The 26,317-nt window shown below is 33.8% G+C and carries 24 protein-coding genes and 1 pseudogene; 17 read left to right on the plus strand and 8 right to left on the minus strand.

What is annotated here, in order from left to right:
* The first annotated feature begins 72 nt into the window (after positions 1-72).
* From LIS78_RS09235 to fabF, 4 genes are all read left to right on the plus strand, one after another.
* Positions 73-1,227, plus strand: coding sequence for a YhgE/Pip domain-containing protein (locus tag LIS78_RS09235; protein ID WP_209151413.1), 1,155 nt, complete (start codon positions 73-75; stop codon positions 1,225-1,227).
* A 57-nt stretch (positions 1,228-1,284) separates the two neighbouring features.
* The gene (locus LIS78_RS09240) at positions 1,285-1,458 is read left to right on the plus strand and encodes a hypothetical protein (protein ID WP_252285013.1); all 174 of its coding nucleotides are present in this window, start codon (positions 1,285-1,287) and stop codon (positions 1,456-1,458) included.
* Between the two features lie 75 nt (positions 1,459-1,533).
* Positions 1,534-2,316 carry an SDR family NAD(P)-dependent oxidoreductase gene (locus tag LIS78_RS09245; RefSeq protein ID WP_195780457.1) on the plus strand — a complete coding sequence of 261 codons (783 nt, stop codon included), beginning with the start codon at positions 1,534-1,536 and terminating at the stop codon, positions 2,314-2,316.
* A gap of 322 nt (positions 2,317-2,638) precedes the next feature.
* Entirely contained in the window at positions 2,639-3,874 is a 1,236-nt protein-coding gene (fabF, locus tag LIS78_RS09250; protein WP_195780456.1) for a beta-ketoacyl-ACP synthase II, read from the plus strand.
* A gap of 172 nt (positions 3,875-4,046) precedes the next feature.
* Here fabF and LIS78_RS09255 read toward each other — a convergent pair whose 3' ends face one another.
* Together LIS78_RS09255 and LIS78_RS09260 are read right to left on the minus strand one after the other, a co-directional pair.
* The gene (locus LIS78_RS09255) at positions 4,047-4,469 is read right to left on the minus strand and encodes a MaoC family dehydratase (RefSeq protein WP_098239714.1); all 423 of its coding nucleotides are present in this window, start codon (positions 4,467-4,469) and stop codon (positions 4,047-4,049) included.
* Between the two features lie 351 nt (positions 4,470-4,820).
* The gene (locus LIS78_RS09260) at positions 4,821-5,294 is read right to left on the minus strand and encodes a hypothetical protein (RefSeq protein ID WP_252285014.1); all 474 of its coding nucleotides are present in this window, start codon (positions 5,292-5,294) and stop codon (positions 4,821-4,823) included.
* Between the two features lie 179 nt (positions 5,295-5,473).
* Between LIS78_RS09260 and LIS78_RS09265 the strand changes: the two genes are divergently transcribed.
* On the plus strand, positions 5,474-6,178 hold the full coding sequence (locus tag LIS78_RS09265; RefSeq protein ID WP_252285017.1) for an alpha/beta fold hydrolase: 705 nt from the start codon (positions 5,474-5,476) through the stop codon (positions 6,176-6,178).
* Positions 6,179-6,327: 149 nt separating this feature from the next.
* Here the strand turns inward: LIS78_RS09265 and LIS78_RS09270 are convergent, their stop codons facing one another.
* Positions 6,328-7,311, minus strand: a complete 984-nt coding sequence (locus LIS78_RS09270) for an ABC transporter substrate-binding protein (protein WP_209151418.1) — start codon at positions 7,309-7,311, stop codon at positions 6,328-6,330.
* A gap of 680 nt (positions 7,312-7,991) precedes the next feature.
* Here LIS78_RS09270 and LIS78_RS09275 point away from each other — a divergent pair.
* From LIS78_RS09275 to LIS78_RS09305, 7 genes and pseudogenes are all read left to right on the plus strand, one after another.
* Positions 7,992-8,170: pseudogene (locus LIS78_RS09275) on the plus strand (DUF2935 domain-containing protein); the annotation flags it as partial.
* A 282-nt stretch (positions 8,171-8,452) separates the two neighbouring features.
* Positions 8,453-8,962 (plus strand): DoxX family protein, encoded by a 510-nt coding sequence (locus tag LIS78_RS09280; RefSeq protein WP_252285018.1) that lies wholly within the window; start codon positions 8,453-8,455, stop codon positions 8,960-8,962.
* A 147-nt stretch (positions 8,963-9,109) separates the two neighbouring features.
* A complete protein-coding gene (locus LIS78_RS09285; RefSeq protein WP_209151420.1) occupies positions 9,110-9,265 on the plus strand; it encodes a DUF1540 domain-containing protein in 156 nt (51 codons plus the stop codon).
* Positions 9,266-9,656: 391 nt separating this feature from the next.
* Entirely contained in the window at positions 9,657-10,544 is an 888-nt protein-coding gene (locus LIS78_RS09290; protein WP_252285019.1) for a pentapeptide repeat-containing protein, read from the plus strand.
* Positions 10,545-11,394: 850 nt separating this feature from the next.
* Positions 11,395-11,601, plus strand: coding sequence for a hypothetical protein (locus tag LIS78_RS09295; protein WP_195780449.1), 207 nt, complete (start codon positions 11,395-11,397; stop codon positions 11,599-11,601).
* 380 nt (positions 11,602-11,981) lie between these two features.
* Positions 11,982-12,290: a hypothetical protein gene (locus LIS78_RS09300; RefSeq protein WP_195780448.1), complete on the plus strand. Its 309-nt coding sequence runs from the start codon at positions 11,982-11,984 to the stop codon at positions 12,288-12,290.
* A 522-nt stretch (positions 12,291-12,812) separates the two neighbouring features.
* Complete coding sequence (locus tag LIS78_RS09305) at positions 12,813-13,088, plus strand: GNAT family N-acetyltransferase (protein ID WP_195780447.1); 276 nt, start codon at positions 12,813-12,815, stop codon at positions 13,086-13,088.
* A 232-nt stretch (positions 13,089-13,320) separates the two neighbouring features.
* Here LIS78_RS09305 and LIS78_RS09310 read toward each other — a convergent pair whose 3' ends face one another.
* On the minus strand, positions 13,321-15,006 hold the full coding sequence (locus LIS78_RS09310; protein ID WP_252285020.1) for a NucA/NucB deoxyribonuclease domain-containing protein: 1,686 nt from the start codon (positions 15,004-15,006) through the stop codon (positions 13,321-13,323).
* 979 nt (positions 15,007-15,985) lie between these two features.
* Between LIS78_RS09310 and LIS78_RS09315 the strand changes: the two genes are divergently transcribed.
* The 4 genes from LIS78_RS09315 (at position 15,986) to LIS78_RS09330 (ending at position 19,250) form a co-directional block, all read left to right on the plus strand.
* Entirely contained in the window at positions 15,986-17,173 is a 1,188-nt protein-coding gene (locus LIS78_RS09315; protein WP_252285022.1) for a cytochrome P450 family protein, read from the plus strand.
* A gap of 176 nt (positions 17,174-17,349) precedes the next feature.
* A complete protein-coding gene (locus tag LIS78_RS09320; protein WP_252285023.1) occupies positions 17,350-18,165 on the plus strand; it encodes a MerR family transcriptional regulator in 816 nt (271 codons plus the stop codon).
* A gap of 556 nt (positions 18,166-18,721) precedes the next feature.
* Positions 18,722-18,943, plus strand: coding sequence for an aspartyl-phosphate phosphatase Spo0E family protein (locus tag LIS78_RS31320; RefSeq protein WP_209151425.1), 222 nt, complete (start codon positions 18,722-18,724; stop codon positions 18,941-18,943).
* A 112-nt stretch (positions 18,944-19,055) separates the two neighbouring features.
* Positions 19,056-19,250 (plus strand): hypothetical protein, encoded by a 195-nt coding sequence (locus tag LIS78_RS09330; protein ID WP_209151426.1) that lies wholly within the window; start codon positions 19,056-19,058, stop codon positions 19,248-19,250.
* 264 nt (positions 19,251-19,514) lie between these two features.
* On the opposite strand, the gene LIS78_RS09335 is transcribed toward LIS78_RS09330, so the two are convergent.
* From LIS78_RS09335 to LIS78_RS09350, 4 genes are all read right to left on the minus strand, one after another.
* Positions 19,515-19,868 carry a hypothetical protein gene (locus LIS78_RS09335; protein ID WP_209151427.1) on the minus strand — a complete coding sequence of 118 codons (354 nt, stop codon included), beginning with the start codon at positions 19,866-19,868 and terminating at the stop codon, positions 19,515-19,517.
* Positions 19,869-20,048: 180 nt separating this feature from the next.
* Complete coding sequence (locus LIS78_RS09340; RefSeq protein ID WP_209151428.1) at positions 20,049-20,942, minus strand: MarR family transcriptional regulator; 894 nt, start codon at positions 20,940-20,942, stop codon at positions 20,049-20,051.
* Between the two features lie 903 nt (positions 20,943-21,845).
* A complete protein-coding gene (locus LIS78_RS09345) occupies positions 21,846-23,372 on the minus strand; it encodes a Ppx/GppA family phosphatase (protein WP_209151429.1) in 1,527 nt (508 codons plus the stop codon).
* Positions 23,373-23,400: 28 nt separating this feature from the next.
* Positions 23,401-23,586, minus strand: coding sequence for a hypothetical protein (locus LIS78_RS09350; protein ID WP_209151430.1), 186 nt, complete (start codon positions 23,584-23,586; stop codon positions 23,401-23,403).
* A gap of 266 nt (positions 23,587-23,852) precedes the next feature.
* On the opposite strand from LIS78_RS09350, the gene LIS78_RS09355 reads away from it, so the two are divergent.
* Positions 23,853-26,075: an RNA degradosome polyphosphate kinase gene (locus LIS78_RS09355; RefSeq protein WP_252285025.1), complete on the plus strand. Its 2,223-nt coding sequence runs from the start codon at positions 23,853-23,855 to the stop codon at positions 26,073-26,075.
* Positions 26,076-26,317 lie beyond the last annotated feature (242 nt).

Below are 26,317 nucleotides of genomic sequence, written 5' to 3' on the forward strand. Positions count from 1 at the left end.
TAACAATGTCAATATACACAACGTTAATATGGATTTTAAAAAGCATAAGTAAATTTAAGGGGAATTACTGAAATGAAAAATTTATATTTATCCTTATTAAAAACACGGAGCGTTATTATTGGTTTAATAACTGCAATTATATTTCAAATATTATTTAGCATTATCTGGATTACGGGATATGATCATGTTACTGATCGCATTGATCAATTTAAAATTATTATTGTAAATGAAGACTCTAAAATAGGAGCACAAGTAGCAAATAATTTAGAAGAAAACTTAAAATTTAAAATTACTCAGTCTTCAGTCTTAAAAAGTGCAATGGATAAGCTAGATGATCGTAAAGTTCAAATGGTAATCTATATACCAGAAGATTTTAGTTCTACGCTTCAAAATAATGAAAAAAAGGCGAAAATCATTTACTCTTTAAATGAATCAAATCCAAGTATGTTAAAAAGTGTAATGCAAACAGTTGAGAAAAAAGTAACTAGTACGATTAATAAGGAATCGGTGAAGTCAGGCTTACAATTTACTTTTGAGCAAATGCATGTACCTTCTAATCAAGCTATTGGATTGTCTCAAGGACTATCAGAACGTATACATCCCGTTGTTAACAATATTAATAAAGTTTCAAATTTTTCAAGATTGATGGTTCCTATGATGTTAGTAATGGCATCCTTTACGGGTTCAATGCTATTTATTATGGAAATGAACAAAGCTGCTAAAGCTTTCAAGACTTTATACAATCGTTGGCAAAGGTTTGGGGCAAGAGTTCTTTTAATTATTACGGCTACCATCCTGATTTCTACCATTGGATCCATTATGGTTTATGTAATGGGCGTACATTCTCATCAAGGGTTTATAACAATGTGGTATTTTCAAATGATATATGTATTAACATTCCTATTCCTTGCCCAGGTTCCATTTTTTATTGTGGGTGATGCAGGTGGATGGGTAAATATTGCTATGTTATCTATTCAACTGTTATCATCTGGTTCAACTATACCAAGGGAGTTATTGTCAAATTTTTACCAAAATGTAAGTAACTTTCTACCAGCGACTTATGCAGTTGACGGAATCATGAAACTGGTTACTGGAGGTCCATCCATTTCTCATGAGATAATTATGCTTTTTAGAATTTTAATGGGAATTATCGTCATTACATTAATACTAGTGGCTCTACAATGGGAAAATAAAAAAGAAAAAAGTTCAAACTTAACAAATATATAAAAATGGCTTTTATAAACTTTTAAAAACGGAAAAATATCAAAAAAAGAGGTAAAAACAATGAACATCCAAGTTGAACAAACTAATTTCCATCGTGAAAAACTTGGAGTACTTGGAGTACTTGGAGTACTTGGAGTACTTGGAGTTATCGAACTTTCGGGAAGAGTGGTTATGCGGAGACCTGGACTGCAAGCACCTCCAGGCATAATCGGGGTAAATTCTATACTAAATTAACCACCGCGTAGTCAAGAGTGAACTATGCTTAAGCGAATAACTGATTTAAAAATAATAGTAGAGGTGGGTTACAAGATGAGCAAAACTGTACTTATTACTGGAGCGTCGGGCGGAATTGGCAAAGAGTTGGCGAATCGTTTCGTCAAGGATGGATACCATATGGTGCTGGTAGCGCGAAGTGAGGGCAAACTTGCGGAACTTGCAAAGGAATATCGGGAAGGATACGGTGTGCAAGTGACGGTCTATGCCAAGGATATCTCGTTACCTGGCGTGGCAGAAGAAATTGCCTCGGATCTTAAGAAGAAAGGTATTACTGTCGACTATCTCGTCAATAATGCGGGATTTGGTTTGTATGGGGAATTTTTGGAGACGCAGTTGGAACAAGAAATGAATATGATTGATGTCAATATCAAGGCTTTAACTATTATGACGAAGTTGTTCTTGCCAGATATGGTTAAACGAAGCCGAGGGGGTGTGATGAATGTGGCTTCGGTAGGAGCTTTTTATCCGGGACCTCTAATGTCAGTTTACTTCGCGACGAAGGCGTACGTGCTTTCGTTCACCGAAGCTCTGGAGAACGAACTAAGTGGCACAGGCGTTACTGTGACAGCACTTTGTCCGGGTCCGACAGCAACCGGCTTTATTGGTCGTGCGGAATTGGGATCTTCGAAGCTATACAAAAGTGGCGTCATGGGGGTCGGGGAGGTGGCGGACGAAGCGTATCGCGATTTCTTACGCGGAAAGACGTTAATTATTCCAGGAGCTGTCCATCGGTTCGTAACATCTCTGCCGAGGTTGCTACCTCGCAAGGTGATGGCTCGTTCGATTAGAGAACGTACAGCGCGAGTCGAGCGATGAGCAAATGAGGGTGCTAAAAAAACTAGCCACGGTCCTTCCTCGAATTATGTATAGAATGGCACGGTTTATCTAGGCTAGGTTATTCGCTGCATTCTCTTGACACCACCTCAAGGAGACGAAGTCCAAACTTGTAGATAATCTTACAAAAGCAATGTTAGAAGCTTCGGGTGCATGGGGTAGGCGATAACCATTATTATCAGAGAAAACAATATTCATAACGTAGGAGTAGGTACAAAACTCCTTATCGAGGCAATGCCAGCAATACTTGCAAGTAGAGATTGAATTGTATGTAAAAAAGAAGGTTAGAGGAGGAGTGTTTTTGATGTCACGAAGAGTTGTAGTCACAGGATATGGAGTCGTTTCACCGTTAGGGAATACGGTTCAAGCGTTCTGGGAGAATATTAAAGAAGGTAAGTCAGGTATCAAAAAAATTAAGTCTGATGACTTTAATAATATTAACACCCAAATTGCAGGTTATATTACCGACTTTGATGGAGAGCAATATCTCGATAAAAAAGAATTAGGAAAATATGACTTATTCGCACAATATGCTGTTGCTGCTGCTCAACAAGCTTTAGAACAGGCGAATCTAGATTTACAAAGTTTGAATAAGGAGCGATTAGGGGTCTATATTGGTTCCGGTATTGGGGGAATTAATACTTCATTAGATAATCATAAGGCTTTAATTGAAAGAGGACCAAGAAAAGTTTCTCCATTTATGGTTCCTATGATGATTAGTAATATGGCCTCGGGAATTATTTCTATAAAAACGGGTTTTAAGGGACCTAGCTTTTCACCTGTTTCTGCTTGTGCAACAGGAAATCAAGCAATTGGTGAGGCTTTTCTAAATATTCGACATGGATATTCCGATGGCATATTAGCTGGAGGGGCTGAGGCTCCTATTAACCCACTGGCTTTTGCTGGGTTCTCAAGAATGAGAGCAATGTCCACTTTTAATGATTTTCCAGAAAAGGCAAGTCGCCCATTTGACAGAGGTCGTGATGGCTTTGTCATGTCTGAAGGAGCAGGTGTTTTATTCTTGGAAGAGTATGAACACGCAAGAGAACGAGGAGCAACAATTTTAGGAGAAATCGTAGGCTATGGTTCCACAACAGATGCCTATCATATAACTTCCCCTGATTATACCGGAGCTGCAAATGCCATGAGATTGGCTTTAGACATGGGGAATATAAAATCCACTGAAGTGGATTATATAAATGCGCATGGGACAAGCACCCCTGAAGGAGATAAATCAGAGACTAAAGCGATTAAAAGTGTTTTTGGTGCTCATGCTTATAACTTAAAGGTAAGTTCCACGAAATCAATGACTGGACATCTTTTTGGGGCAGCTGGTGGGATTGAGGCTGTAATAACCCTCAGAAGTATTATGGAAGATATAGTTCCTCCTACTATTAATTATGAAACACCGGATGAGGATTGTGATTTAGATTATTCGCCAAATCATGCAACTAAGACAAAGATAAACTATGCTATTTCTAATGGTTTTGGTTTTGGCGGACATAATGCTGTGTTGCTATTTAAAAAATTGTCGATATAGATAAAAATGTAGTAAAAGGACTAATTGATAGGTTAAATATTATTTTAACGTTTAATCCTTAACTATCTCGGGATTTATTCAAATAAAAGGAGCAGTACATTAACAATACTGCTCCTTTTGATTTAACTTATTGTCGACAAAGTTTTTGGATTTCTTCTTTTTCAATAAGAACTTATCTTTTAATCAGTACCGACAACTCACCTTCAAATACTTTTTGCTCTTTATTATAAGTAGATAATAAGACAGTAAGGATTCCCGTTTCACTTTTTTTCGTTTTTTTATCAATAACTTTGACAATAGTATGCAATTCATCGCCTGGATAAACGGGTTTTATAAATTTAATATTATTCATCTCTGTTCCAGCAATAACATCTTCCTCGTACATACCTTGTTCAATCCAAAGCTTAAATGAAAGCGCCATTGTATGTATTCCAGAAGCAATAATTCCATTAAATCTCCCTTGTTTCGCTTTTTCTTCATCTAAATGCATATATTGAGGGTCAAATTCCTTTGCAAATCTCATAATATCTTCTTTTGTTAATTTAAGGGACTTAGTTTCAAATACTTGTCCAATTGTAAACTCATCTAGCTTCATTGATACACCTCTTATTTAAAAATCAATTGTTGTACCTGTCAATATTAGTGTAGTATTACTTCCTTAGCAAGTTGAAAGAAAGATGAGCGATTTAAATACTCTATTATAATTCAAGGAGTATAACAAAGCATTAAAATAATTTCATTAGCTCAAAGAAAACCCTTAACTTTATTTCTTTAACGTTTAAAACAGAATCGAATAGAAAAAAGAGAAGGGCTTGCCCTTCTCTTTCTTACTGAAGACAGTCGTTTTTTCTGATTTTTAGGGTATATATCTAATACAAAATTAGTTAACATAAAACGTATTATCGGAAATAATTTTTTTGTAGTAAAAGAAGCTTATTTTGTAAAATTAATCCCAGAAGTTGAACATAACTTCCCCAACAGTCTTTGGTTTCCAATAAAAGATTTGCTCTAATTCACTGTTGTCCAGGTTATGTTTATTTTCTAAGCTTACTTTTCCTTTGCTTCTTCTTATATCTAAAGGTTCATTAAGTTCTTCTTTACTTAAAACTTTATAGAATGGCATAAAATCCTTTGATAAGACAGGAACATCAATAAAATTGATATGTTGAAATTCAACAGTAGAAGCAAGAGCTAGAAAAGGATAATATGCATTGAGTAACACATAGATCTCTCGGTTAAAAACATCCACTTTTACCTTTGAAAAATTACTTGCTAAATTTGCCTCATCAATCTTTAGTATTTTCCCTTGATTTTTTCTAACCAAATTGAAGCATATACTTTTAAAATGATTTTTATCTATTTCATTCGGTTTATTATCTATTGAACTATAAAAACCAGTTACTCCATTAGGGAGATTCATTAAGTGAATAACTCCTTTCAAAATGCTTAGATACGTGTATTTTATATGTATAAAGCGTTTAATTCTAGTTACCATAATGTGCTTTATAGCTATTAATTGTTAACAAACTAAAAAGGTTATCAATACTTAAAAATGAATACATAGGTTAACTATAAAAAATTAATATATGAGGTGAGTATATGGCTACCTTTGTCCTTTGTGATGGAGCTTTTGGTGGAGCCTGGGCATGGAGGGAAGTTGAAAAAGAACTAACAAAACAAGGAAACGCAGTTTTTGCCTTGACCTTAACCGGATTAGGCGATCGAAATCATCTTTTAACACCTGATATTAACTTAGAAACATATATTACTGACGTAGTAAACACCATACTCTTTGAGAATTTAAACAACATCTACTTAGTAGGACACAGCTACGGTGGTGGTATCATTATTGGTGCTGCAGATCAATTACTACATCGTATTTCCAAACTAATCTTTTTTGACGCTCTAATACTTGAAGATAATCAATCAATTAATGATCTATACTCAGAATCATTCGTAAAACAAACAAAAGAGATTGTTCAATCAAAAGGAGAAGGGTTCAAACTTCCAAAATCTGATAGTGGACCAATCTATAATACGGATCATCCCTTTAAAACATTTGAACAAAAGATTAAATTAATGAATAAAGCAGAACTGAGACAAATTCCGCGTGCATTTATTAACTGCACCCAAAAAAGTAGTCATCCTGTTCTGGAACCCATCAATCAATTTGCTGAGAGAGCTAAACAAGAAAACTGGGAATACGTTGAAATTTCTGCCGGACATAATGCACATTGGGAAAAACCTGTGGAATTAGCTAAAATATTTATAAATTTGACTGATAAGAACGACGTAACCAGTTGACATAATCACTTTTACAGGAAGGAATTATTTTAAGTATTACTATATTTCAGGGAACAAAAAAACCAGCTATATAAAATAGCTGGTTTTTTCGGTTAATGAAAACCCTCTATAAGGGTATTATCATTATAACATAAAAATATAATCATAAATTATTTATTTACCATTATTTTCTCAAGTTCATCTAACATTTGATTAGCTGCAATTACCCCACCAGCAGTGTTCCAAACTGCATCACTAACCTTATGCACATTTCCAGTCTTAGAAACTTTTAAGTTTTTCCAAAGTGGATCCTTAGTCCATTCTTTTTCCATAGTTACACCTTCATTGTCACCTTTTGGAGCATATGTAAAGTAGAACATAACATCCCCGTCCATTTTAGGTATAACTTCTTTTCCAACATCTATAGCAAGGTTACCTAGTTTGCTATTATCTTTAAACATTTTTTCTTGCTCTGGAGTACGTTTAAATCCTAATTGTTTAAAAATTACTCCTGAGAAAGAATCGGTGTAGTAAATACGAGCTGTTCCTGGCATAAAGCGAACAACTGATACTTCTTGATTCACTTTATCACCAAGCTTTTCTTTAACATCATTAACATGTTGATCAAAGTCAGCTAATACTCTCTTTCCTTTTTCTTCTTTGTTTACAGCCTTAGCATATAGCTCAAAGTTTTCTTTCCAATCTCCTCTTAATGTCTCCGAGAATACGGTTGGTGCAATTTGACTTAATTGATCATAAACAGCTTCTTGACGCATTTTATTCCCGATAATTAAATCTGGTTTCAATGCTGCAATCTTTTCAATGCTAACTTCACTTTCAGTACCGACAACTTGAACACCTTTCATATCATCCTTAATATGGTCATACCAAGGATCACCTAACCAAGATTGCACGGCCCCGACAGGTTTAATACCCATTGCTAGCAAGGCTTCTGTTCCTTCATTTGTTAAAACCACAACACGCTTAGGTGTTTTAGGGATCTCTGTTTTTCCCATTGCATGCTTGATTGTGTAAGTTTGCTCTTTCTTTGAACTTGACTCTTCTTTTGAAGCTCCATTACTGCCACAAGCAGCCATGAAAACTAAAAAGAGAGCAGTTAACAAGGCAAGTACAACTTTTGAATATGTACGCATATTTTATCCCCCAGTAAATATGATAATGATTTTCATTCTTATTTATAATGCTACATTCACATATAAACTGTCAATAAGATTAGGAAATAATTTATATTTTTAATAGAATTACTTATAGCTTGACGAAATTAATCAAGTAATTTCCTCTGTTTTCAAACTGTATATCGTATACATTTCTAGTTTGTATAAGGTCGCTTTTCGGAAGACACCATCAAAAAGAACGCTTATATGAATAAGAGGTTTGCAGAGAATTATAACCTTTAGGCAATAGTATTTATGTATTCATAAATACTATTGCTTGTCTCATATATTTATATAAAATTCTAGAAGAAAAAGAGGTGGAAAATGTGAAGCATATGCTGATGGTATGTAATCAACATGTGAAGGAGGGACTTATACGCCTTGAAATTCCCCATGTAAAGAAGATTCACTACTCTAAACATACCTGTTCTTTTTGTAATAAAAAGGCTGAAATAAAAATTTTTTATTCCATCCCTCAAAAATATAGTAAAAACAATTTTATAGTATGAGAAAAATAGTATGAGAAGCCTAAAACCCTGTGTGCTTTTAGCAAAAATAACGCCGCAATACTCAATTTACATTTGTTGATCTATTACCAATATGTAGTGTTAAAAATTAAAGAGGGCTAATTAATATATCTTCTTTCTATACAGTAGTTCCATTCATTTACTAATCAAACAGGTCCGGAGCAAATAAAAAGATTCAATTCAGAAGTCCAACAAGCAGCCACAGGTATATTTGCTTTTAAGAGAAAAGTGTAGGTTTAATCTTAACCTGTCAACTACCAGGTACAAATAATTTTCCTCTTCTGGCTGATCATGTTTTTCGAGGAGCTGAAAGGCTCCTTCATATTATCGATATGTTTGAAGAGAGTCTTCAAGCACGTAAGTAGTGTATTAGTGTCAAATTTTAAATTTCCTCTTTACGGCTCTTAATGACTTAAATTAAAGGGCTTCGAGTTTTAAGGAAGCCTTTTTTATTACCTTTCTTGGAAAATACTATATTTTTTAAGAAGGCTGTCGGAGTTTTTACATATTTTTTATAAAATGATAATGATATTCATTTTCAATCATGCTATTATATTTTAGTACTTATATTTTTATTTATTGGAGGAAACAACATGTTTATTGAGGTTTTAAGACAAAACAAGAAGGTCTCTATACTTTTGGCTGTGTTACGTGTATATCTTGGATATACATGGTTAATGGCTGGATGGGGGAAAATAGCAGGCGGACAGTTTGATGCTTCTGGTTTTTTGAAAGGAACATTAGCACAAGCAACTGGAGATCACCCGGCAGTTCAGGGATGGTGGGTTGTCTTTCTAGAAAACCTAGCGATTCCTCATGTAGAACTATTTAATACATTAGTACCTTGGGGAGAATTACTAGTCGGGATAGGTTTATTGATTGGTTGCTTTACTAAAACAGCCGTATTCTTTGGCCTTGTTATGAATTTTTCTTATTTGTTTAGTGGTTCAACAAGTACCAATGTACAACTTGTTTTATTGTCTATGTTTATTCTTGTTTCTGCTTTAAATGCAGGTAGATATGGAGTAGATGGTGTGTTGCTATCACGACTTAAAGATAAACTATTTATTAATAAAATCACTGAGATTAAGGATGTGGCTTAGTTTCTTTAGATAAGTTCAAAAGATCGCCGATATTGGCGGTCTTTTTTGTTACTAGTCTTAGATTTATGGAGGTATGCAAACTTGATAAAAGGCCAGTATTAACAACCTCCAATTTGTTAATCATAACAAAAGAGGAGGTGTGATAATATGGAGCAAAATATTCTTTGTGAAGTAAACAACTGTAAATATTGGTATTCTGGCAACAAATGTACTGCGGATGAGATTTATGTTGTCAGCCATAAAGGCAAACAGGCTTCAAATAGTCAAGATACAGATTGCAAAACATTTATACCAGAAGTTTGATAAATAAGGGTAACCATAAGGAAGATGGTTACCCTTATTTATTAATAGTATTGATACTAATAATCATTTTCATTCATGACAATTTAATTTTAACTTCTTTTCATTTTTAAATAATAAGTAATGTGCTTTCTCTACTTTTTCTTCTACGTATTCAAGTGAATAGTTCCCAAAGTAACACATTGTGTCGAACTAGATGCTACAGTTGTAATTGGAACTCAAATCAGTAGAGTAAATACAGCTTGCAAAGCATTAACATAAATAAAAGTGATTATGTTAACTGATTTGGCATACTATGTATTAATTAACTGTAATATTCACAATTATCATACTTTTCATATTCATTACTCTTAAGATAAAATTGAAGTAAGAATAACGAGAGGAATGGGTTATTTTGCCTAATAAATTAGAAGTAGATAATGATATTCGAAATAATTTACGTTCCGACTGTTTAAATTGTTTTGGCTTATGTTGTGTAGCTTTACGGTATACAAGGTCTACTGATTTTGCATTTGACAAAGATAGTGGAACACCCTGTCGTCATTTACAGTCAAACTATTCATGTTCAATTCACAGAAACCTTATAACTACAGGCTTTCGAGGTTGTGTGGCATATGAATGTTTCGGAGCTGGTCAAAGAGTTTCTCAAATTATTTATGGGGGAAATGATTGGAGAGATAATAAAGCTAGGGCGAAGGAAATGTTTGATGTATTTCTAATTATTCAACAGCTTCATGAAATGCTTTGGTATTTAAGTGAGGCACTTGAATTTCAGACTACAAAGCCGATTCACAACGATTTAAGAGTTTCCTTTGAAGAAACTGAACATCTGACAAAACAAAGTCCAGGGGATATTTTAAAAATTGATGTACATGAACATAGAATGAAAGTTAAGGACTTACTTTTACGTACAAGTGAATTAGTACGTCCTAAAACAGCTAATAAAAAGTTGGGAAAGAAATTCAAGCGTGGTAGTGACTATATTGGTGCTAAGCTCAGAAAAGCTAATCTTAGAGGAGCCAATTTAAGGGGAGCATTATTTATAGCTGCCGATCTTAGAGATGCTGATCTTCGATTAACGGACCTTATTGGTGCTGACTTCAGAGATGCCGATTTAAGTGGTGCGAACCTTATAGGAAGCATCTTTCTTACACAGGCACAGGTGAATGCAGCAAAGGGAAATATACATACACAATTACCACCTACCTTAAAAGTTCCAGAACATTGGAGAAAATCCAGTATGGTAACGGACTCTGGAGAGAATAAATGGTCAATTTTTTGAATGAAAATCATTTATAGCAATAAAATTAAAGTTTCTAAAGCGCTGAAATTTGCATTGAATGATTCCTAATGTAAGAACAAAGTTAATTTCCTCAGAGAGCGTTTCTCTGCATATTAAATCCCTATATTTGATGTTTTTCTCTCCAAAAATAGTGGGTTTTTCATTTAGTGAATATATTATGCGCTTGAGAGGGCTACTTAATTAAGCTTGTTGCTTACTTTATTAATATCACGTAGAAATTAGGATAAAGATATATGGAATAGTGTGTGATACAGTGTAATCTATACAATTTTCTTAAGGTTTAGCAGGTAAACAAAGAAAAACTTGCTTTAGGTGAAAAGCAAGTTAAAAAAGGATAATCAAGTTGGTAGTTCCATTATATTCCAATAAGTATAACAAAGCATTAAAATATGGTTAAAAACAAATTAAAAGTAAGTTAATCCACAAAAAGGATTAATTTACTTTTTTTATTTTGATGGTGTTAATATATTTTCAACAATTTAAAGAAAACCCTCGACTGTATTCCTTTAACGTTTTAAAGCAGAATCAAATATACCGTATAAAATTAATGAAACATTTTTATTGTTCTATCTACAAAGGAAAGTGAATATATTAGGAGAATTATCAAGAAATTATTATTTGAGTAACGATTGAAATTATAACATTTACATCATTTATAAAGAAACAAAAAATAAGAAATGGATGTTTCTTGCATTTGTAATTTCTACTGAAATATCCGTAGGGGTTACATTTATTATTGCACAAGTAGTAAAAAGGCTTACTCTTATCTAATTTATAAACATTTAAAAGTCCTAATACAAACAAATTAGAGAAAGTTGGAGAGAATGTTATGGGAGCGCATTTATCATTTCAATTAACAGACGAAAAGTGGATGGAAATTAGAAGATGTACTCATAATATAATCGAAATAAAAATCCGTCCCGATTCAGTATTGAAGCCACTTGAATCTTATTGCAGTATTTCAGAAAAAGAATTTATTAAAATCATTATGGATGGGCTAGGAGAACGTTTGAAAAAAAATGAAAAAAAAGAGTGACTTACAAGACTTTTATACTTTTAGGTAAAACACCAGTATGAAAGTTTTTGTAAAGGGACTAGCTATTTCCTTGAGTTATGAATTAACAGCAGTCTATATTATTTGCTTTTTATATGAATTAAAACATCGTAACCAGAGCAAACTATTCAAGAAGCTGTAACGTTTTGATCCTTCAATGAAATAAATGTAGCAGAAAAACTTCCTTAACGCATTCAGGGAGTTTTTCTGTTTTTAATGTATACCATATATGCCCGTAGTTAACATAATCACGCTTTCCGGAACACATGAAAAAGGAACCCCTTTAGCGTAGAAGGATTTTACCTTTTTAGGTCCAAGTAAGATAGTAATAGTGACTTATAAAGCAATTGAAGGATGCAGAAATGGAGGGAAGTAAGTTGCCTAACAGAGAGTATCCATACTATTTTATAAAGTTAGGTAAATTATATTATGTATATCATTCGTATAAGAACGTAAAAAAGAAAGAGGTATCCAGTTACGAATTTACTAATGATGAATCGTTAGCATTTCCCATCGATGAAGAGTCTGCTAAACAATTGGCAGATGAATGTGGAGGTCATATTGTAGTAAAGAATGCTACGTTTAATGATTATATCAGCCAGGGAGAAAGATGGAGTAATTTTATAGATAGCAAAAAGAAGAACATATGGAGAATCTATATCATTAATTGAATGATAAAACCCTTTAACTACTATTTATTTTGAAGAAAAACAATTAATAACTAAGCAGCATATCAAACATAGGGATGCTACTTGTACTAATACTTCCTCTGCAGTCATTTATTTTCATAATAAAGGAATATGAGAGAAGGGGTTCCTGCGAATGATGATCCGGGAATATAAGGAAAAATTACAGTTGTTGGTTTGTAAAAAAGTTTGATCATTTTCATCCAATAAAAGCATGATAGAAGCCACTTTTTTTAAAACAGTTCTACTTTATTCAAAAGCAACATATATTCCAATGCTCAAGTGGTGCATTGGAATATATAAGAAAGGATAAGGGGGAACAAGAAGTACCTAAAGATAAGACAAATATAGAAGTCACATCAAATGGGATAATATATCTCAAAGGTAACTTAGCCATTAATCAGGGGGACGATACGATTCAATGCTAGCCATTTAAAAAGTTTATGAGGATTAAAAAAGAGCCATAATATAAAAAAACTTATCTTATTAGAGGGAGGAAATATTAAAATGATCAATATTAAAAAAGATACCAACACTTTTTATATAGGAGAGCAGGGTAAAAAAGATGCAGAAATACATTATGTTCCAACTGGGAAAGATAAAATTATAGTAGATCACACATTTGTTTCAGACAGTCTGCGGGGTCAAGGAGTTGGAGAAGCATTAGTTAAAAGAATAGTCGAATTTGCTCGGGAAGAAGGGAAAAAGATTATCCCATCATGTTCTTTTGTAAAGGGTAAAATTGAGCATAATGAAGATTATCATGACGTTTTAGCAAAATGATCATATCCCTGTGAAGTCGACAGTGGTAAAAATCCTCTTCTTCAGCTTTCATGATAGTAGTTGGTAGTAAGTTGAAGAAGGAGCCTTTATATATCATGCGTTTCCAGCTAACATAAAACATTTTATTGGAAATCACATGCAAAAAACCCCTTTTATAAGGGGTTTTTTGTTATGTTTTCACTGATACTATTTTGAAGTTAAATTTTCTCTATCTATAGCCTCTAAGTTATTATTATGGGATTGCATAAACTTCGACAGTGAAGCTTTTTCCATCGGTGTTTTCCGGTCTGGCAATGTAGAAATCTTCGCTCGTTTTGATTTCTGTCTCGGATCCGTCTGTAAGGTCATTGAAAATCGTTTCGTCGATGCCGAAGCTGATGTCTTTCATGACATCGAATTTCGCATTAGTAGGGCCGTCGACGATTTTCCATTGTAACTTGGTCGCATAAGAAGGGATATTCCCGATCGTGAAGTTATCACTTGATCGGTTATCCTGTCCGTCCTGAGGCTGGCCTTGCGATCGGATCGTCGCTATTTTCTCAGGGGCTTCGACCTGCACATTGAAAGTATCCCCATCCAGAATCCTATCATAGGCGTACCAGGCACCAAGCCATGTCCCTGCAGCGCCGTTCGATTCGGTTGAAATCATTTTTACTGAAAAATTATCCGATCCATTGGTCGCCGAACCTTCCCAGGTGGAAGCAAACGGATATTCGTCACACTGCTTGCCGGTCCGATCCTCATCTCCGAATTCCCTATCACAAGTCCTTCTTGTCTTGTTCCTATTGCGATTATATTCATCCTGATGACGTTTCGTATACATCCGTGTCAGTGTGCTGTCTCCCACAGCTCCCGGTATTTTCTTTCCAACCATTTGAGGCTTCGTCTGTTCCGGGTGATCCATCGCAAGCTTCCAATGCTGGCCAGCTTCGGCTAACATCGAAAATTCCGGCTTCGTGACCGGAACATTGAAGATTGGTGTGGCTTTACTGAATACGGCTCCTTGCCAGAAATATTGATCAGGGAAAGCAAACATATATTTTGCAGAATCGTAACGAACGGTCTGTTTAATACCATCAATGCTCTTTTTGAATTTCCTTGGCGCATGTGTAAGGGTAAGTTTTGGCCAAAATTCCATGTACCCTAACTGATCAGGGTTTGCATCAGTTGGTGGGGGTGCTTCTGATGTGAAAATTTCTGTACTGAAGTTCGTGTTTTTCCATTGGGCGATTGTTCGTTCCGTCGGCGGAAAGTCGGGATCCTCTTTACAGTCACCTGCGTTCACCTTGGATTCACATACCATATCAATTTTCAACTTGGCTCCATTCAAGGATGGATGGGTCACGAGGATATCATCAAGTGTATAATAGACCCTCATTTTCCGGCTTTGGTTGGAGCCATAACCTATTTCAGTGAATTGAAATTGAACGCCTTCGTAAAAACAGAACCCACCAATGCATTTTACTGGGACTTGATATGTTGCGACGTGGGACCAACAGAAGGAATACCGGTTCTTGATATACCCTGTTTCTGAACTGCTGTCTGGATTTCTCTGGCATTCTTCTGTAGTCAGGATATGATCATAGTCGAAGTCAGGGGGTGTCCATCCGTCTGCCGTCTTGATAGGAGGCGCCATGTTCGCTCTGTATGTTGTGTCACTTTGCTGGTCTTCTTCCATCAATTTATCTAATGTCTGGATGCCTTCTTTTTTCTGGATCAAATCTTGCTTGATCCCAAGTTCTTCAACAGACTTGCCTTGCTTCATAAGTTTAGTTGCCTTTTCAATCTTCTCCTTGTTGTTTGGGAGCCAATAACCTCCGCCATTTGAATCAGACTGTGCTTGTGCCGGTGAAATCATTCCCGTGACCAAAAACAAAAAAAGTACAGATAAAACGATATGTCTATAAAACCTGGACATCCTATCCCTCCCTTATTTTTTGATTTGGAATATAATGTTGTCTCTGAAACAAATAGAGGAATTTTCTTTGCAAACAATAAACTAGGTTCATTACTTCGACGGCATCCAAATCGATGATAGGATACTACAAAAAAAATTTTCTCACAATATACTATAAGGAAAATGAAACCAAAAACCTACAATAATTCCCATATTAATTAGCGTGCTAGGAAAAATGGGTCATATAAAGAATCCTTTTATTTATAAAAATTCTCCACAATCGGGTGCCGTTGTGAAACAATGCAGACAGATAATAATCTAACTTTTTGTAAATGCTGAATAATCAATCTCAAAATGAATTCTTTTTGTTTACAGTCCAATGTAGGGTGGACATTTGATTAAACCTTATTTCATACTAAAGAGGTAGATTTTTTGTTGTAGCCCCAAGTAAAGGTTCACATGATGTGAATTAGGTTAAAAAGCCACAATATATTAATAAATAAAAGGTATTTTAGATTAGTATTAAGAGTAATCAATAAAGTATTTTGTTAAAACTCTGCTAAGTATTATTCGTCCTGTAGAAAAACAAAAATTTAACCTATCAGATCCTTCTACAAAAAACAAGATTGACTCTCCTCTTAGGGTAGACATTAAACTTAAGTTATAAATTAATAGAAGGGGTGTTTGGATATGGATTGTGTTATATTGTAAAGTTCGAAAAAGTTTTTATCCAGAGATAAAGCAACTCATTAATACGACGGAAAACGTTGATAAATTCATAACAGATATGCATTTCATCAATAAAACCTTATCGGCATACCTTCGTACGGTACTATCAGACAGTAGCTATTGACAAGTCCTGTGACATACAGAAGGTTAGTATATTTCTAACGGAGAATATACCTGTCACTAGTTATGTGCTGTCGTGATTTAAGGAAAAGAATGCTTAAACATGCAGATATGATAAAAGGACGGAGTTTAGAAAAGGAGGGCAATATTTATGGATATTAAATCGCTTGATTTATTTTCACAACAGTTCCACCAAAACCCTTATGATTATTATGAAAAAATTCGCCCACACCAACCTTTCGCAAAAGTGAAGATGCTTAACGACGGAAACAATACATGGATGGCTTTTACGTATAAGGCAGCAGAAGCCGTATTAAAAGATAAGAGGTTTATAAAAGATATGCGGACCGTCTTTCCTGACGAGATGACAGATGAAAATTTACCTCCAATGGCTCAAAGCATGCTTTTTGTTGACCCGCCAGATCACCATCGCTTACGCAGCCTAGTACAAAGTGGATTTACACCAAAAAGGATTGAGAAGTTAAGAGGGCGCATTGAGGAAATTGCAAGAGAACAAGCTAAGCTCATGTGGAACAAGGGAACAGTTGATTTTATTAAAGCTTATGCCTTTCCGATTCCAATTAGAGTCATCTGTGAATTGCTTGGCATCCCATCTGGAGATCAGCTTGATTTCCAACGCTGGTCCAACGTACTAGTGGATATAAATGATGATTCTCAGTATGACGAAGTTAATATGGAATTTATGGCTTATTTGGAGAAATTGACCGAACAAAAGCGTGTTTCTCCTCAAGAAGATCTAATGTCTTATTTAATTCAAGTTGAGGAAGGAGGAGAACGGTTAACCGTAAGTGAATTGTATGGAGTCGTTATGCTTCTTATTGTGGCGGGACATGAAACGACTGTAAATCTCATTGCTAACGGTTTACTGGCTCTGCTTACACATCCAGAGCAACTTGCGTTGCTAAAAGCAGACCCTTCCCTTGTGGCTCAGGCTATTGAAGAATTGCTACGTTTTAACGGACCGGTTGAGTTCAGTACAGACCGTTGGGCGAAAGAATCCTTTACGTTTATGGGCCAGCAGGTTGAGAAGGGGGACCACGTTATTGTTTCACTTGCATCAGCTGATCATGATCCGGCGGTGTTTGCGAAACCTGATACTCTCGATATTACAAGAGAGAAAAGTCCGCATCTTGCGTTTGGTAAAGGTCTTCACTATTGCCTAGGTGCTCCACTGGCACGACTTGAAGGGGAAATTGCCATTCGGGTTTTGCTCGAGGAATACCCGGATCTTACTCTTGCAGCTGAACTGCCTGAATTAGAATGGCGGCAAAGTCTTATAATTCGTGGTTTGAAACAGTTACCTGTTAAGCTCTTTTAAGGAGATATGTTAGAATCAACCCAGTTGAAGGTATTTATCAACTGGGTTGTGTCAGATTGTCACAATATAAATTTCAATAAACACCTACCTATATCTTTTAATTAGAGGAATTCTTATTTAAAACCTGTCAATATCATAATTGCTATGACTAATTAGGATTTTATGCGAGGGGTAATATGAAAAAAAGGTCTAAACTATATTCCATAGGTGAAACTTCCAAACTTAAGAATTTATCCATTAAAGCTTTAAGATATTATCATAAAGAAAAAATTCTTATGCCTGCATACATTAATGAAAGTACTGGCTATAGATATTATTCTGCTGAACAATTTATCCATATTGATATTATTAAGGCTGGACGTCAATTGAATGTAAGTATTGAAGAAATGCGAAAAATTTTTTCTTCTGCAAATACTGAAGAATTGCTATTTTTCTTAGAGCAAAAGAAGAAGGATATTGATGCACAAATAAATCAATTAAACTCAGCTAAAAATAAAATCGATATTCTCAGGAAGAGAATCGATGATTCATTCAATATAATGAATGATGAAGATTTTAAAGTAACACATTTTCAAGAGCGTTACTTGATGACTACACCTTCTACTGAAGGAACAGAGTCGTCGGATTTATTAGACTATTCGACTTTAGATTGTTTAATGGAGAACTATAAAATAAAAAGCATTTATGAGAGTGGAACTCTATACTATATTGATGAAACAGGTCATCCAACACCAACATTTGTTTTTGAATTAATAAATAAAGAGGATTATCTTAAAAATAAAGATTTGTTCTCTATCCTTCCCACAGGAAATTACTTAACTTTATCCTACACAAATAAAAATCGAAATGAGAAAATGCTTCAATTAAAGAACTTTATACTTGAAAACAAATTACATGTAATTCACTGTTTAGAATTATATCTACTTACCGATATTTTTGATTTAAATGCGTTTTCCTGTCAACTCCAGGTTTATATAAAGGAATACAATTAGGATTGACCTTGTAGTTTTAACAAACATGCCATTTTTGAAGAGCAGACGACCTTCTGGTCGTCTGTTTTTTAAAGTTGTTCTTAATAGTGACAAAAAGACCCTTTTTTAGCAGCGTATTTTAAAATATAGATTATTATAATATGTAATATAAATAAAAAAACTATAGCATTGCTGAATATATAGATAATTTTATATCATTAATAATTACTTTTTGGAAGAGCTTAATATTTGATGAAATAACTATAAATGGATAAAATAGTTTTCAATCACAACCTTGTGTTGGTTCTTTTTATTTAGCATTGTGAAATTAGAAGCAAGAGCAAAAAAGGTGATACATCTGAGAAAGATATTTTACTTTTAAGTGCGGTTATTTATAATGACAAAGGTGATATACATTAGAAAAAGAATCGTCTTATTTTGTAATGTTTTGATATATTTTGTAGAAACTGTTTTCATTTTGTCTTTCCTTATTCATACTAGTTTTATTGTCTCTATTTCATAACCTACAAGATGCTTTACTAGGGACTAACAAATTCTAATGGGGTGAGAAGAGATAATGTTAACGAAAGTAAGTGAAGTAGGTCAATTGATTGATTTATCAGAGTGTATTCTTAACAAGAGAAGAGAATTAATAGATTTAGGTATGAACTATGGACTTTTAAATAAAAAAACAATCCAATGTAGTCAAGATCTTGATAAGCTTATCAATTTGTATATGAAGAAACGAATATCCGCACATTATTTTTTACTTAAGGCCATTTATATAAACAACCATTAAAAAGTAAAATTTCACAAGCGAGTAACCACAAATTAACTACATTCAACTCTTAAGGACTTTTCCTTTTTAGAATAGAAGAAAATCTTTATAAATTCAAAAGGGAGCTGATTTGATGTCTAAGCAAACAGAAGCCATAAAAGAAATAAATCTCTTAAATCCTGAAATTGACTTGTGTAATCGTATTAGAAATTTATTGAATCAAGGAGGAGGCTGGAGAGAGTTACAGCTAAAAAAAGAGCATACGGAGTATGAAATTTTACAAATTGCTTTGAATAGATTAATGAATGAATTAACTTTTAGGTACTAAAAGCCGAAGGGCTTTTTAAGAAAATGTTCTTATTTGAAAATATATACTTTTATGGATTACTTTTCATCATTCAAGTTAATAGATAAAACTTTTTCTAAAACAAGTGAATGATTATCTATATTCACGAACAACTACTTATTTTTGTCATAATCATATAGCATGAATACAGTTAAGACCGCCTGATACACTAAAATTAATGGGCGGTCTTTGTTATGAATATTCATCTGGAATAAGGTTTTCTTGTACTGCCATCCGTACAATGAATTAGTGTTTCTTAAGATTATTAAAATAATCTTCTAATGCTTGGAATGAGGGAGCTGTTTTATAATAAAACGTATGGTCTTCATTCGTGATTTCATATTCAGGCCAAGGAATAGATTGATATAATTCATTCATTGAATTTCTAGACCCAGCTAATATAAATTTAGTTGTATCAGGTTGAGTAATAGCTATATAAGCTAGCCCACTTTTACGACTTAAAGTTTGAAAAACAGAGTATTTCCCTTGAATTCCTAAGGTAGCTAAGTTAGCAGGATAGTAGATAACATCATTACAAGGTGTTGGTAAAACAATTAAGTCTTTAACTAAAGTAAATGGAGTTAAATCTTCTGTTACCATTTTTATCACCTTTTCTATATAAGATAGACTAATTATTAATCATAATCGTGAATTTTACAACTAAATCTTCTGTTTGTAATTATTTTTTTAAAAAAAGGACAAAGAACTTCTTCCGAGTGATTCTATTTGAATTTATAAAATGAAATACCCATAATTTAAAAGAAGTGAAGGACAAGGATTTTAACTGGTCAATTTCTTTTTGCGTAATCGGTTTAATCTTCGTTGAACCCCATGCCTTGATCGTCCTATTAGTTGGCCGATTTCTTGTTGAGTACGACCTTCCTCGTAGAACATATACCATAGACGAGCATCTTCTTCTTCTGTCCATTTTTTATTTTCATGTTTAGGACGATTAGAATAATCACATCTTCTTTGTTTCTTTACCCAATCAGGCTCTGGAATTAGAGTATTTCTAGGTATCTTAGAAAAGTTAAGAAGTTCTTTATTCTGTTCAGCCCATTTCCAAAAGGCCAATACATCGATCCCTATAAATTTTCGTGTTTTTGCCCTCGTGATTTTATAGGGCAATCTATTTTTCTGAATCCAGTTATAAATGGTATGAACATCAATTTGAAGGCACTTTGCTAGTTCATACACCGTAATATTTCCTGTATGAGCCCTTACTCCATATATACCTAAGCGATTTAATCTAGACTCTAACGCTGGTATACTTCGCTGTAGGCGTCTGGATATGTGTCCAAGAGATTTGGATCCATAATATTTTAGTAAATATTCATCCTCTTGCTCCGTCCATCTACGAAGTGTTTCTTTTCGTGTTAGTTTTAAAATTTTAATACGAGTAGCAACAGAAGCAGGGCTCTTACCTAAACGATTTCCTATTTCACGATTGTTCATGAGATGAATGTTTTCTTTTAGGAAAGTATCTTGCTCCGTTGTCCATTTTTTTCGTAAGCAAGTCTCTTCATTACGAAGATTTAATCGTATGATCCGTTTATTAACCGATTCTTTGCTACGATTTAAATGTTCACCAATTCTTTGGAACGTCATCTGTCCATATTGTTCTTCCAGGAATAAATCTTCCTCCTTGGTCCATAGCTTTTGATTTTCACTCAATGTTATCTCCCTCCAGTTCGTGTAGAAATCTAAAGTGAAGAAGACAGTAAAAAGGGCGTTAGTAACCTGTACTAACGCTCCTAATGGTATTCATATTTTATGGATTAGTAGAGCTTTTATTTGTGATTATCTAGATTAGTTATAATATGTCGTGTTATAGATATGTATATAATATATCATATTTTCACATGGACAAATAAACATAAATTCCTATTTATAAAGCTATAAAGTGCTATGGTGAAAATAAATACCTAGTTCTTCTCTATGTTGGAAAATGGGTTCAGTTCAGACAGTAGGAATTCTAGATCAGGCTATTTTCTCGTTTATGTAGTTTTTTATACATTCTTGATATGTCAACGTTTTTCAGAAAGATGATTAATTAGTAAAACCTATTTTAAATAAAAGTATTAATCATTATGTCTGTACTAAGAATTGTCATTATTTTAAATATAAATGTAAATTTATAATTTATCCTTGGCGAAAACGTTTCCTAAATTATACAATAATCTCAAGAGCAAAATTACATTTTGTTACGCAACTCTTAGGAACACCTTGCCCTTTATCATGTTTTTAGCCATCATGAGTAGTTAATCTATATTTAAACGGTTTTTTACTAGGATGATAGGATTAAAAAACATAGGAGGTTTATGAATAAGTATGACAATTCATAAGGTTGACACAGAGGTTTTGTATATGGATAAACGTTTTAAAGTTATTCATGTTTATAATTCTGGTTATTGTGAAATTCGTAAAATCAGTAATTCTTATCAAGTAGAACTAGCATTATTAACCGATTTGGATACCATAAAATAAAAACGTCTATTAATTATATCAGTACTTTCGATAAAATTATGTAACCTCCACTGGTTTAGGTGGAGGTTTATTTAGAATAGTATAGCAAAATTATCGATTGAAATTAGGGGTTAAGGAAATTTTCAATGATTTTTCTAGGTGTTTTTTTTGCTTTTCCATTCGATGCTCTTCAGGTTTATAATCACCATGACATCGTATATCCATGACCCAACCATCATTTTTAGAGGAAATTTTTATATCATCAACCACATTACGTTTAGTGATGTTTAAGCTCTGAGCTACTTTTAAGATAGAACCTAGTAAACACATCTTTTTTTGTTCCTCTTTTGTGTACCAATCTTTAAAAGGCTCTATATATTGGCGAAAGGTTCTCTTTCCTTTATACGAAGCTACAAGAGCGAGTTTCACACGCTCTCGATGAGATAAACCTAAAATTGATCGATTAGAAAGTAAATAGAAAGTATGATGGCTACTGGATTCTTCGTTCAAGTATTTTCCTAGGTGGAAAATACTTGATGCTTGCTCTAACAACATTCTATCTTGTTTCGTTATGTACCCTTCCATCTTGTTTATTTTATTAACTTGTTCTACGATGACATTTGCTATTTTGATCATTTGTCTACTATTATCAATATTGATATGGAAATCATAAATAATTTCTTCAATACCTATGTCTACTAAGGATGTGGAGCTATCATCTTGTTTGTCGATTTTGTTGTATAGAATTCCTTCTCTTAACCCTTTTTTGCTTATGATAAATTGGGTCGCTTTAGATGCCTCCAGTAATATATCAAATACTTCTATAGAGGGTAATATCGTGTCAGCACGCTCCTTAGACAGACCTTCTAACTTTTGCAATTCAGTCAATGTTAACGATTTAAGTTTTTCTTTTATTTCTTGAATAGTTGATACATCCATTTCATATTGATGGATACCGGATAGAGGATAATTAATTAAGTGTTGATGAAGTTGTGCAAGATTTCGTGCACTTCCTCCCATTCCAATAAGAGGGACCGTTTTATTAAAAATCCATGGAATCCCTTCAAGTTGCGCTCGTACATATTGACGAATTTGTTTTTTCTCCTCATCATTAGGAACCGAACCCTTCACAAAATCAAGTGTTAAAGACAAAGATCCAAATGGAAAGCTGCAATATTCAATCAGTTCACGATTGCGGAAATAGGTTATTTCTGTACTTCCTCCCCCCATGTCAACCGTGATTCCTTCTTTTATATCAGTAGAATGGGTAACAGCTGTATAACCATAAAAAGCTTCTTCATATTCGTTTAAAAGCGTGAGAGTAAAGTCTGTCTTCTCTTGAACGATATGCAAGATCTCTTCCTTATTTTTTGCCTGACGAATGGTTGCAGTAGCTACGCAAGTTATATCTGTCACTTTATAATGATGAAGCAGTGACTGGAAACTATGAAGAGTGTCTATTAATAAAGAAATTCCTTCATTACTTACTATTTTTTCATCATTTAAATACGTTCGTAAACGCACGCCCATTTTTATATTTTCTACCTCTTTGAAAGGTACCCCCTTCTGTGGCTGTACATATATGACTAGTCTCGTCGTATTAGAACCAATGTCGATAATTCCAACTTTTCTTTTCAATTTATCTATCACTCTTTTCATTAGAAGTTTATGTGTATCTTGCATGTGAAATGTGAATATTTTCTTTGGTATAGTCTTTTAACTGAGAGTGATGAACCAGTTCCACTTCAGAGTAACGTTCTTTTTGGGCATCTCTTACTTCCCAATAACCTGAGGAATATTTAAATAAAACAATGTATTCCGTTTCGTTATATAATACCCTTTCCCGTTTCATATAACCACTTCACCCCACATTTTTTATTGTTATTAAGGATAATCAAAGACACCTTCTAATTGTTAAAATACACATATTATTAACATAAAATTTACAATAATACATGAACTGAACAATTGTTAACAGAAGTAAAACTTATCCATTAACCATAATTATAATTTACAAATTTACATTATCTTTACAAAAAATTCACTTCATATTCATATACTGGTGTTATTTTCTAAATATACACATAATGATACTTGGATAAGGGAGAGGTTTATATCATGGAAACATCAAGTACAGACAACAGATTAATGGATTTAGAGAGTCCTTCTTTTTATAATAACCGCGAACTAAGTTGGCTGGATTTTAATAAACGTGTATTAGAAGAAGCAATGGATGAGCGAAATGCTTTATTAGAACGATATAAATTTTTATCTATTTTCAGCTCGAATTTAGATGAGTTTTTTATGGTCCGTGTAGCTGGTTTACTGGATCAAGTAAAAGCTGGATTTAATCTACCTGAAAACAAGGCTGGGTTAACACCAAAGGAGCAACTAAATGCTATCTCTGAGATAACGCATACTCTTGTAGACAAGCAAGATGACGTATACATATATGAATTAGCCCCTCTATTAGCGAAGGAACATGTGAAATTTGTATCAATTACAAAAATAACCTCTACAGCATTATCTTTTTTAGAAGCCTACTTTGATAAGCAGATTTTTCCTACTTTAACTCCTATGGCTATTGATGCCTACCGGCCTTTTCCTATGCTTTTAAATAAATCTTTAAATCTTGCCATTCGAATTGAAGGGAAGATGCAAGAGAGCACAGGCGATACAGCGTCTAAGATTGAAAAGTTAGCAATTGTACAAGTTCCTGCAGGACTAAATCGTTATATCGAGTTGCCTGGGGATGAGGGGACAAGAACCTTCGTCTTAATAGAACAAGTTATCACCCAATTTATTCACAAATTATTTAAAGGCTATCAGGTTAAATCTGTAACGCCTTTCCGTATTACGCGAAATGCAGACTTAACCATCCACGAAGATGAAGCAGAAGATCTTCTAAAAGAAATAGAAGAGGAACTAAAGAAGCGTAAATGGGGGGCAGCTGTAAGATTAGAAGTACAAAAGCACTGCCACGATCAGCAAATGGTTAATTACTTAAAAGACGAACTAGAAATCCATGATAAAGATATTTATTACATTCAGGCACCTCTTGATTTGACGTTTCTTTTTTCATTCTATAAGTCTATTCAATCGACTCATGAACATTTAGTTGTCCCTTCATTTATCCCTCAACCCCCTCAAGACTTAGAAGGGGAGAAAGATATTTTTGAAAAAGTACTTAACGAAGATGTTTTACTTCATCATCCTTACGAGTCCTTTGAACCTGTCGTTAATTTTATTTCACAGGCTGCAGATGATCCAGACGTATTGGCTATCAAACAAACTCTTTACCGGGTAAGTGGAGATTCTCCTATTATTAAAAGTCTGGAACGAGCTGCAGAAAAGGGAAAACAGGTAACGGTTCTTGTAGAACTTAAGGCAAGGTTTGATGAAGAAAATAATGTACAATGGGCCAAGGAATTAGAAAAAGCAGGGTGCCATGTACTATATGGAATGACCGGTTTAAAAACACATAGTAAAATCACCCTGGTTCTGCGCCAAAAAAAAGGGGTAATTCAACGATTTGTCCATCTAGGAACAGGTAATTACAATGATGCTACGGCAAGGATTTACACGGATTTAGGTTTAATTACATCAGACGAACAGATAGGAATTGATGCAACCAACTTTTTTAATTACTTAAGTGGCTATACGGAGAAACCAGAGTATCATCATTTATCGGTTTCTCCATTTGACATAAGAGATACATTTTTAGATTTAATCAATGAAGAAATTGCTTATCATCATCAATATGGAAATGGCCATATTATTGCTAAAATGAATTCCCTAACAGATAAAAAAATTATCATAAAACTTTATGAGGCATCAAATGCAGGGGTGAAAGTTGATCTTATTGTACGTGGAGTTTGTTGCTTACGTTCAGGAATCAAAGGGGTTAGTGAAAATATCAAAGTCCGAAGTATTGTAGGGACATTCTTAGAGCATACGCGAATCTACTGTTTTCACCATAACGGAGAACAAAAAGTATTTTTATCATCTGCGGATCTCATGACACGGAATATGGAAAATCGAGTAGAAATTCTCTTCCCTATTTTAAAAGATCATTTAAAGCAAAGAATTTATACATGGTTAGATCTCATGCTAAAAGATAATTCAAAGGCTCGTGAACAAGATTCACAGGGACAGTATCATTATATGGAGCGCGGGGGTGAAACAGAAGTAGTTAACAGTCAAGAATTACTTTGTAAAATGGCTTATACCGCAAAGAGCTCTAAGGAAATGAATAATCGATCAGTAAATGAATTTAAGCACAAGTTAGTTAAACTAGGTAATGCCTCGTTAGGTAGCTTACGTAAATTAATGCTTTTATAACTTTATAGCCTCTTTAGTCAAAAAGGATTGCGATTCTCTAATCGTAATCCTTTTATTTTTTCTTCTTTTACATCCTACTAAAAATTTACATATATGTACAAGTTATAAATTTGTATGACAAAAAGGCGAAAATATCTAGAAATATAATATGAAATTGTATACAATATTGTAAAGAATGTGTAAATAACATGTAAATTTATTGTAAATTTGTACTTTCTAAGGAGATTAGTTGTGAATTAATA

The organism is Priestia megaterium, from assembly GCF_023824195.1.
GTDB classification, from domain to species: domain Bacteria; phylum Bacillota; class Bacilli; order Bacillales; family Bacillaceae_H; genus Priestia; species Priestia megaterium_D.